Origin of the sequence: Klebsiella sp. BDA134-6, from assembly GCF_015601345.1 — a bacterium.
GTDB classification, from domain to species: Bacteria; Pseudomonadota; Gammaproteobacteria; order Enterobacterales; family Enterobacteriaceae; genus Klebsiella; species Klebsiella grimontii.
On the sequence record NZ_CP064784.1, the window covers coordinates 2068910 to 2081019 of the forward strand.

The following is a 12110-nucleotide window of genomic DNA, read 5'->3' on the forward strand; positions in this document are numbered from 1 at the left end:
AATACATGGGGAACGGCGATAATTTTTTTGAATCTTTCAAAAATGTTTGTTTTTTCTTGTGTGATTTTTATGATTAATATCACGGAAATTTTTCACCTGGTACTTAAATGGAGGTTTAACGATATGAGAAATGTATTATCCATGATTTTATCTTCATTGTAATAACCGTGAGTAACGATTTTAATTATAGCCTTAATTAACATTTAAAAATGTAAGCTTATTATTTTAAGTGATTGTAATTTAATGTTTTTTATTTATTTCAGAATGTAAGGTTTCTGTTTTTATTTAACCTTGCGGGACGCCAGGAACTGGTATATCTAATAAGGTGCATAATTAAGAATTATCTCATACCTCTGACTGCGTCTTCATCTCAAGGGTGCAACCTGATGAAAAATATAAATGTGACAGTGAAAGAAACAGGTGTTGAATACACCGTTGATGGCAATCAAATTAATCTCAATACGCAGTCAGTGGTTGTCCTGCACGTTAAGCGTGAGGATATAAGTTCGTATACCCGCCAAGGTAATGATCTTGTTCTAAAACTCCATAACGGTGACACCGTTACAATTAAAAACTTTTTCGTTGTGGATGAACATGGACAGCACAGTGATTTGGTTCTTATGGATGATGACACTGGCGCATTATGGTGGTTGGAAGGAGCGGGTACTGATGGAGCACACTATTCGCTAATTAGCGATCTCTCTGAAGTCATTGCGACCGGTGGCGCAGGACAAAGTATTGCTGGTTGGGTCATGGCGGGCGCAGCTTTGCTGGGCATTGCGGCGATGTTCGCCGGCACCTCAAACAAAGACCACCACTCTTCGGTTTCTGAAAGCGATTCAGATGCTGACAGTGATTCAGACTCCGACAGTGATACGGATGCTGACAGCGATTCGGATAGTGATTCCGATTCTGACAGTGATTCCGACTCGGATTCAGATTCGGATAGTGATTCCGATTCTGACAGTGATTCCGACTCGGATTCAGATTCAGATAGTGATTCAGATGCTGACAGCGACGCGGATAGTGATTCTGATGCTGACAGCGACTCCGATACTGATACCGAGCTACCCACCGCGGCACAGAACATAGCAGTCATTGACAATGTGGGCCCCATCACTGGTGTGCTGCATTCTGGAGATATCACTGACGATACGACCCCAGAGATTAAAGGGACGGCAGAAGCTGGGGCAACAATAACGATTTATGACGGAGATACCATACTGGGTTCTGTCGTCGCGGATGAAAATGGCAACTGGAGCTTCACGTTACCGGAGCTGAGCGAGGGGTCTCATAGCCTGAGCGCGACGGTGACGGACAAAGCCGGCAACGTCAGCGAGCGTTCGCCGGCGTTTGAGCTGACGATAGATACCACTGCGCCCGCTGCCAGCATTCCGCAGGTAACTGACAATGTTGCAGAGCACACCGGCCAGCTGCAGAGTGGGGATCTGACCAACGATGCGACGCCCACTCTGAACGGCACGGCGGAAGCGGGAGCCACGGTGACGATCTATGACGGCGACACAGTGTTGGGCACAGTGGTTGCCGGCGAGGATGGACGCTGGAGCTTCACGCCAGATAGTCTGGACGAAGGCACCCACAGCCTGAGTACTACGGTAACGGACAAAGCCGGGAACGTCAGTGAAAGTTCGCCGGCGTTTGAGCTGACGGTAGACACTATAGTGGACCCGGTTAGCGATCTGCAGGTAACTGATAATGCAGGAGAAGACACGGGCACGCTGAACAGCGGTAGCGTAACGGATGATGATACGCCAACCCTGAGTGGCACGGCGGAAGCGGGTGCCACGGTCACAATTTATGACGGTGATACCGTACTGGGCACCGCAATTGCGGGTGTTGACGGGAACTGGAGCTTTACTCCTGAAGCACTGGAGGAAGGATCCCATAGCCTGAGCACCACGGTGACCGATCTGGCCGGCAACGTCAGCGGACGATCCCCGATATTTATATTAACTGTCGATCTTACCGATGACACCGACTCCGACAGTGATTCGGACTCCGACAGTGATTCTGATTCGGACAGCGACTCGGATAGCGACAGTGACTCCGATTCGGACAGCGATTCTGATAGCGACAGCGACTCCGACTCTGACAGCGACTCCGATTCTGACAGTGACTCCGATTCCGACAGCGACTCCGATTCTGACAGCGACTCTGACTCCGACAGCGATTCCGACTCTGACAGTGACTCGGACTCCGACAGCGACTCTGACTCCGACAGTGACTCCGATTCCGACAGTGATTCGGATTCCGACAGTGATTCTGATTCTGACAGCGATTCTGATTCTGACAGTGATTCGGACTCAGACAGCGACTCGGATTCCGACAGTGACTCCGACTCCGACAGCGATTCGGACTCCGACAGTGATTCTGATTCTGACAGCGATTCTGATAGCGACAGCGACTCGGATTCCGACAGTGATGCTGACTCTGACAGTGATTCAGATTCGGACAGCGATTCAGACTCTGATAGCGATTCGGATTCCGACAGCGATTCGGACTCTGACAGCGACTCCGATTCTGACAGCGACTCAGATTCCGACAGCGATTCGGATTCCGATAGCGATTCGGACTCGGACAGCGACTCGGATTCTGACAGCGATTCGGACTCTGACAGCGACTCGGATAGCGACAGTGACTCCGATTCCGACAGTGATTCAGATTCTGACAGCGATTCGGATTCAGACAGTGACTCGGACTCCGACAGCGACTCGGACTCTGACAGTGACTCCGATTCCGACAGTGATTCAGACTCTGACAGCGACTCCGACTCGGACAGCGACTCGGACTCCGACAGTGACTCGGATTCAGACAGCGATTCGGATTCTGACAGCGACTCGGATAGCGACAGTGACTCCGATTCCGACAGTGATTCTGACTCTGACAGCGATTCCGATTCTGACAGCGATTCCGATTCTGACAGCGATTCCGATTCTGACAGCGACTCCGATTCTGACAGTGATTCCGACTCTGACAGCGATTCGGACTCTGACAGCGACTCGGATAGCGACAGTGACTCCGATTCCGACAGTGATTCAGATTCTGACAGCGATTCGGATTCTGACAGCGACTCGGACTCCGACAGTGATTCGGACTCTGACAGTGATTCGGACTCTGACAGCGACTCCGACTCTGACAGCGATTCGGACTCCGACAGTGACTCCGATTCCGACAGCGACTCCGATTCTGACAGCGATTCCGATTCTGACAGCGACTCCGATTCTGACAGTGATTCCGACTCTGACAGCGATTCGGACTCTGACAGCGACTCCGACTCTGACAGCGATTCGGACTCCGACAGTGACTCCGATTCCGACAGCGACTCCGATTCTGACAGCGATTCAGACTCCGACAGCGACTCTGATGCTGACAGCGACTCGGATAGCGACAGCGATTCCGACTCCGACAGTGATTCTGACTCTGACAGCGATTCTGATTCCGACAGTGATTCGGATTCAGACAGTGACTCGGACTCCGACAGCGACTCCGACTCCGACAGTGACTCTGATTCTGACAGCGATTCTGATAGCGACAGCGACTCGGATTCCGACAGCGACTCCGACTCGGACAGCGATTCCGACTCCGACAGCGACTCCGATTCTGACAGTGATTCGGACTCCGACAGCGACTCCGATTCCGACAGTGATTCAGATTCTGACAGCGACTCCGATTCTGACAGTGACTCGGATAGCGACAGCGATTCCGATTCTGACAGCGACTCGGATAGCGACAGCGACTCGGATTCCGACAGCGACTCCGACTCGGACAGCGATTCCGACTCCGACAGCGACTCCGATTCTGACAGTGATTCGGACTCTGACAGCGATTCCGATTCTGACAGCGATTCGGACTCGGACAGCGACTCGGATTCTGACAGCGATTCGGACTCTGACAGCGACTCGGATAGCGACAGTGACTCCGATTCCGACAGTGATTCAGACTCTGACAGCGACTCCGACTCGGACAGCGACTCGGACTCCGACAGTGACTCGGATTCAGACAGCGATTCGGATTCTGACAGCGACTCGGATAGCGACAGTGACTCCGATTCCGACAGTGATTCTGACTCTGACAGCGATTCCGATTCTGACAGCGATTCCGATTCTGACAGCGACTCCGATTCTGACAGTGATTCCGACTCTGACAGCGATTCGGACTCTGACAGCGACTCGGATAGCGACAGTGACTCCGATTCCGACAGTGATTCAGATTCTGACAGCGATTCGGATTCTGACAGTGATTCGGATAGCGACAGCGACTCTGACTCGGACAGCGACTCGGACTCCGACAGCGATTCCGATTCCGACAGTGATTCTGATTCTGACAGCGACTCGGATAGCGACAGCGACTCGGATTCAGACAGTGACTCCGACTCCGACAGCGACTCCGACTCCGACAGCGATTCGGACTCCGACAGTGATTCTGATTCTGACAGCGATTCTGATAGCGACAGCGACTCCGACTCGGATAGCGACAGCGACTCGGATTCCGACAGCGACTCCGACTCGGACAGCGATTCCGACTCCGACAGCGACTCCGATTCTGACAGTGATTCGGACTCTGACAGCGATTCGGACTCTGACAGCGATTCGGACTCTGACAGCGATTCGGACTCTGACAGCGATTCCGATTCTGACAGCGATTCGGATTCTGACAGTGATTCGGATAGCGACAGCGACTCGGATTCGGACAGCGATTCAGACTCTGACAGCGATTCGGATTCCGACAGCGACTCCGACTCTGACAGTGATTCGGACTCCGATAGTGACTCGGATTCTGACAGCGACTCGGATTCAGACAGTGACTCCGACTCCGACAGCGACTCCGATTCTGACAGCGATTCGGACTCCGACAGCGACTCGGATGCTGACAGCGATTCGGATTCTGACAGTGATTCGGATAGCGACAGCGACTCGGATTCGGACAGCGATTCAGACTCTGACAGCGATTCGGATTCCGACAGCGACTCCGACTCTGACAGTGATTCGGACTCCGATAGTGACTCGGATTCTGACAGCGACTCGGATTCAGACAGTGACTCCGACTCCGACAGCGACTCCGATTCTGACAGCGATTCGGACTCCGACAGCGACTCGGATGCTGACAGCGACTCGGACTCTGACAGTGATTCCGACTCTGACAGTGATTCAGACTCTGACAGCGATTCGGATTCAGACAGTGATTCTGATTCGGACAGTGACTCGGATAGCGACAGCGACTCCGATTCTGACAGCGACTCGGACTCCGACAGCGACTCCGACTCCGACAGTGATTCGGACTCTGACAGCGACTCTGACTCGGACAGCGATTCCGACTCTGACAGCGACTCGGACTCTGACAGCGATTCCGATTCCGACAGTGATTCTGATTCGGACAGCGATTCCGATTCCGACAGTGATTCGGATTCAGACAGTGACTCGGACTCCGACAGCGACTCTGATAGCGACAGCGATTCGGACTCCGACAGCGACTCCGATTCGGACAGTGATTCAGATTCCGACAGCGACTCCGATTCCGACAGCGACTCGGATAGCGACAGCGACTCGGATAGCGACAGCGACTCCGATTCGGACAGCGACTCCGATTCCGATAGTGATTCGGACTCGGACAGCGACTCGGATTCTGACAGCGACTCCGATTCTGACAGTGACTCGGATTCCGACAGTGATTCCGACTCTGACAGCGATTCTGATAGCGACAGCGACAGCGACTCCGACTCTGACAGCGATTCCGATTCCGACAGTGACTCCGATTCCGACAGTGATTCAGATTCTGACAGCGATTCGGATTCAGACAGTGACTCGGACTCTGACAGTGATTCGGACTCCGACAGCGACTCTGACAGCGATTCCGATTCTGACAGCGATTCTGATAGCGACAGCGACTCCGACTCTGACAGCGATTCGGATTCTGACAGCGACTCGGATTCCGACAGCGACTCGGATGCTGACAGCGATTCCGATTCTGACAGTGATTCTGACTCTGACAGCGATTCCGATTCTGACAGCGATTCGGACTCTGACAGTGACTCGGACTCCGACAGCGACTCGGACTCTGACAGCGACTCGGACTCCGACAGCGACTCGGACTCTGACAGCGACTCGGACTCCGACAGCGACTCCGATTCGGACAGTGATTCAGATTCCGACAGCGACTCGGACTCTGACAGTGATTCCGATTCTGACAGCGATTCAGACTCCGACAGCGACTCCGATTCGGACAGTGATTCAGATTCCGACAGCGACTCCGATTCCGACAGCGACTCGGATAGCGACAGCGACTCCGACTCGGACAGTGACTCGGATAGCGACAGCGATTCCGATTCTGACAGCGACTCTGACTCGGACAGCGACTCGGATAGCGACAGCGACTCCGATTCGGACAGCGACTCAGATTCCGACAGCGATTCGGATTCCGATAGTGATTCGGACTCGGACAGCGACTCGGATTCTGACAGCGACTCCGATTCTGACAGTGACTCGGATTCCGACAGTGATTCCGACTCTGACAGCGATTCTGATAGCGACAGCGACAGCGACTCCGACTCTGACAGCGATTCCGATTCCGACAGTGACTCCGATTCCGACAGTGATTCAGATTCTGACAGCGATTCGGATTCAGACAGTGACTCGGACTCTGACAGTGATTCGGACTCCGACAGCGACTCTGACAGCGATTCCGATTCTGACAGCGATTCTGATAGCGACAGCGACTCCGACTCTGACAGCGATTCGGATTCTGACAGCGACTCGGATTCCGACAGCGACTCGGATGCTGACAGCGACTCGGATTCCGACAGCGACTCCGATTCCGACTCTGACAGCGACTCCGATTCTGACAGTGACTCGGATTCCGACAGTGATTCCGACTCTGACAGCGATTCGGACTCTGACAGTGACTCGGACTCTGACAGCGACTCGGATAGCGACAGCGATTCGGATTCTGACAGCGACTCGGACTCCGACAGTGATTCGGACTCTGACAGTGATTCGGACTCTGACAGTGACTCCGATTCCGACAGCGACTCCGATTCTGACAGCGACTCTGACTCGGACAGCGATTCCGACTCCGACAGTGATTCGGATTCAGACAGTGACTCGGATTCGGACAGCGACAGCGACTCTGACTCCGACAGTGATTCTGACTCCGACAGCGATTCCGACTCCGACAGTGACTCTGATTCCGACAGTGACTCCGATTCTGACAGCGACTCCGATTCTGACAGTGACTCGGATTCCGACAGCGATTCCGATTCCGACAGTGATTCTGACTCTGACAGCGATTCGGACTCTGACAGTGACTCGGACTCCGACAGCGACTCGGATTCCGATAGCGATTCCGACTCGGACAGCGACTCGGATATTCCGCAGGCCAACGCGGATACCAATACCGCACTGATATCGGAGAACCATGACAATCTCGATGGTGTAAACGGTACGATTACCCAGTTGACTGGCGTGAACTTGCTTGGCGTGGTTGATGTTTCGCTGCTTAGCGGCAACAACTTTGACTTTACCGTCGCGAGTGGAACCACTCAGGATGTGGTGCTGGATATTTCCGGCGGGACAACGCTGAGTTCGGCGGCACTGATCAATACGCTGCTGCTTCTGCTGGGCGGTACCGATACCTTCCAGGCCGATCTCGCGGTGGTGAATACGGCGACCGGTGAAGTGGTTGCGTTGGCGTCGAATGCGGTGACTATCACGGCGGGAGGCGTCAGCCTGGATTACAGCGGCGGCGCCAGCTTCAGCGATCTGCCGGAAGGTAACTATACGGTGGTGATCTCGTCGCCGACGAATACCGGACTGCTGCCGACGCTGGTGAACTTCCTGGCAAATATCAGCGTAGTGACTGCGGTGGATGTTGCGGTAACCGACTCCGTAGGATACGAATCCGCGATTATCAGCGGTAACGTCCTGCAGACGGATGCTGGCGGGGATGTTGGTGATATTGGTACGGGTATTACCGTGACCAGCATCATCGCGACTTCGGTGCCGGGGGCAGCGGCGGAAACGGTTAGCTCAGGTGGAACGATCGTTGAGGGCGCCTACGGTACGCTGGTGATCTATGCCGATGGTTCTTACACCTATCATGCGACCGGGGACGCTGATTCTGTCGGTCAAACGGAGGTCTTTACCTACACCATTACGGATGCGGATGGCGATACGGCTACCACGACGCTAACTATCAATATTGGTCTTGCTGATGATACGGATAGCGATGCGGATTCCGACAGCGACTCCGACTCTGACAGCGATTCCGACTCCGACAGTGACTCGGATTCCGACAGTGATTCTGATTCGGACAGCGATTCAGACTCTGACAGCGACTCGGATTCCGATAGCGATTCGGATTCAGACAGTGATTCGGATAGCGACAGCGACTCGGACTCGGACAGCGATTCTGACTCTGACAGTGACTCGGATTCCGATAGCGACTCCGATTCGGACAGTGATTCTGATTCCGACAGCGACTCGGATTCGGACAGCGATTCTGATTCCGACAGCGACTCCGACTCTGACAGCGATTCCGACTCCGACAGTGACTCGGATTCCGACAGTGATTCTGATTCGGACAGCGATTCAGACTCTGACAGCGACTCGGATTCCGATAGCGACTCCGATTCGGACAGTGATTCTGATTCCGACAGCGACTCGGATTCCGACAGCGACTCGGATTCGGACAGCGATTCAGATTCTGACAGCGATTCGGATTCAGACAGCGACTCGGATTCGGACAGTGATTCTGACTCTGACAGTGACTCCGATTCCGATAGCGATTCGGATTCCGATAGCGACTCCGATTCGGACAGCGATTCTGACTCTGACAGTGACTCCGATTCCGATAGCGATTCGGATTCGGACAGTGATTCTGATTCCGACAGCGACTCGGATTCGGACAGCGATTCTGACTCTGACAGTGACTCCGATTCCGATAGCGATTCGGATTCCGATAGCGATTCGGATTCCGATAGCGACTCGGATTCGGACAGCGACTCGGATTCCGATAGCGACTCCGATTCGGACAGCGACTCGGATAGCGACAGCGACTCGGACTCCGATAGCGATATCGAGGCCATCCCCGATAGCAACAGCCCGGACGTTGTCGCGCTGGAAGGTAACCTGAACAACGTCAGCGGTACCAGCGGCCAACTGGTTGGCCTGACGTTACTCAGCACCGTCGATGTCTCGCTGCTGTCGGGCAATAATCTGCGCTTTAGCGTGGGTTCCGGAACCGTTGAAGATATGACGGTATCGGTGAACGGCAACTCGCTGCTGACGGCGAGCGGATTGCTGACCACTATCGTCAACCTGCTGGGGGCAGGAAATACCCTGACAGCCGATCTGTCGGTGGTAAATACGGCCACCGGCGAAGTCGTGGCGATTGCCGAAAACAGCGTCAATATCTCGGCGAGCCTGCTTGGCGGACTCTCCTATAACGGCACGGTCTCCTTCGCCAATCTGCCGGCGGGTGACTACACCATGATTATCTCTGCGCCGGAAAGTAACGGCCCCCTGGTATCGTTGATCAACGCGCTGGCGGCGGCCCAGGTGGCAAGCTTTGTCAACGTGGACGTGACGGATTCCGTTGGCTATAGCGTCGGCGCCATTGAAGGTAACGTGCTGGATACCACCGCCAGCGGCGATATGCAGGATAGCGGTCAGGGCATCTCGGTCACCAGTGCGGTCTCGGACTCCGTCGACGGATCGACCCCGGTTACCGTGACCAGCGCTGGCGTCAATATCACCGGGGCTTATGGGGTACTGACGATTCACTCTGATGGCAGCTATAGCTACCAGTTGACCAAAGGCGGGGCCGCTATCGGTCAATCGGATGTCTTTAGCTATACCATTACTGATGAAGCGGGCAATACCTCGACGACTAACCTGACGATTAATATCGGCGGCAACATCGAACCGGCGCAGGCCAATCCGGATGCGCAGGAAACGGATCTGACCGCGACGTTCGATACGCTCAACGGAGAAAGCGGTACCGTTGGCCAACTTGTCGGCGTCTCGTTACTCGGTTCCGTCAACGTTGGTTTGCTCAACGGCAATAGTTTTGACTTTGATGTCGCCGCCGGCGCGAACGAAAAAGTGCTGCTCACTGTCTCGGGGAGCACTGGCCTGAGCCTGGGCGCGGCCCTGAGCACGTTGCTGAGCCTGCTGGGCGGCGCATCGTCCTTTACGGCGGATCTCTCAATCGTCGATAAGGCGACCGGCGAAGTGGTGCAGGTTCTGACCAACGCCGTCAATATTAATGTTGACGGACTGGGTCTCAGTCTGGACTACAGCGGCGGCGGCTGGTCCTCAATGTTACCTTCAGGATCGTACACGGCGGTGGTCTCTTCACCGAATACCGGCGGCCTGTTGGGCGCGTTGCTGGACCTGAACCTGGGCACCTTTATCAACGTGGAGGTCACCGACTCTGAGGGCTATCACACCGACAGCCTGACGGGTAACGTCCTGCAAAGCGATGGCGACGGCGATGTGGCGGACACCGGGGTAAATATTAAGGTGACCAGCGTTACCGCCACCTCGGTAACCGACGCCGATCCGGTGGCGGTCACCAGCAGCGGAACGACGATAGCCGGTGCCTGGGGATCGCTGACCATCCATAGCGACGGTAGCTATACCTATCAGCCTTATGGCGGAGTGAATAGCGTCGGCCAATCGGAAGTCTTTACCTACACCATAACCGACAGTCTGGGCCACACGGCGAGCACGACGCTGACGTTCGATATCGACAGCCCGGCTTCGCTGGCGGTGAATGACGTGGTTGCGCTGAACGTGGCAACGGCGCTGGCAACGGTGAATGTTCCAGCGATTGACACCTCTGGACTGAACACAAGCGGTAAGTCGAGCGGGAGCGGAGTATCAGCGAGTAAGTTGATTAACTTTAGCGTGGGAGCCGATCGTGAAATGGATACCCTCTCGGTGAAAGTGAACTACACCGCGAGTGGCTCGGTGGTCAACACCGTCAGGATTGACAGCACGGTCAGCATTTATCACGTGCTCACCGATGGCAGTAAGGTCCTGGTATGGCAAGGGACGCCGACAGAAAATTTGACCACGATTATAGGCGCAACAGCTAGCGCTACGGATACGCTAACGTTAACGGGTGTGGCATTGAGTGAAGGAAATTACGAGATGGTCCTTGCTTCGAAAGCCACCGCCACTCTGGATACTTTCTTAACGCCAGCGCCGAATTATACGGTTGGAGCTTCTATCGCCGGTACAACGTTCGACACCGCCACCCACTATACGGTGGCCGGAACCAACGTCAGCGGGAATATCCAGAACGGAAACAATTCAGGCGGTACGGAAGATTTCCATGGCGTACTGTATGCCTCATACACCGTCGCCGGACATACTTCCACTGGCAGTGCCGAATCCTGGACCTTCAACAGTAATGGCAGTATCACCACCAGCAACGGTAGCGCAGTAACCGGAAGCAGCGTCACAATTTACGGTGACTATGGCACCCTGACGATGGCGAATAATGGTTCTTATACCTACAGTCTGAAGGCAGGGATGGATGTGTCGACAATCACGCACAAGGAGGTGTTCGCCTACACGGTAAACGACAGCAATGGCGTTTCTTCCGCGGCGACGCTGACCATCGATCTGCATCCGCAGATGACCGGCAGCGTGAACGGCGACGATGTCCACAGCACCGCTTATGACGATACCTTCACCCTGGGTATCGGGGCCGACACGGTGGTTTACAACCTGCTGGCCGATGACAATACCGGCGGTAACGGCAGCGATACCTGGAAGGATTTCTCGGTTGCGCAAGGGGATCATATCGATGTGTCTGCGCTGCTGGTTGACTGGGATGGGAACAGCAGCAGCCTGGGCAACTATGTGACCCTGAGCTACGTTGGCAATAACACGGTGGTATCCATCGACCGCGACGGCGGGGCCGGAGACCATCAATCAACAACCTTAATTACGCTGGAAGGGGTGCATATCAATTCGCTCAACGAGCTGATTGATACGAATAACTCCAACTAACTGGCGTTATAACGCTGACGGCGCAGGGAAGCGCCGTCGAGGTTATTTCATTGCGGAGGAATGAATCGGTCA

1 protein-coding gene is annotated in these 12110 nt (G+C 54.5%); it reads left to right on the top strand.

Translation table 11 applies throughout. The features are described 5' to 3' along the window. Positions 1-386 precede the first annotated feature (386 nt). Positions 387-12038, top strand: a complete 11652-nt coding sequence (locus IYV58_RS09435) for an Ig-like domain-containing protein (protein ID WP_195729538.1) — start codon at positions 387-389, stop codon at positions 12036-12038. Positions 12039-12110 lie beyond the last annotated feature (72 nt).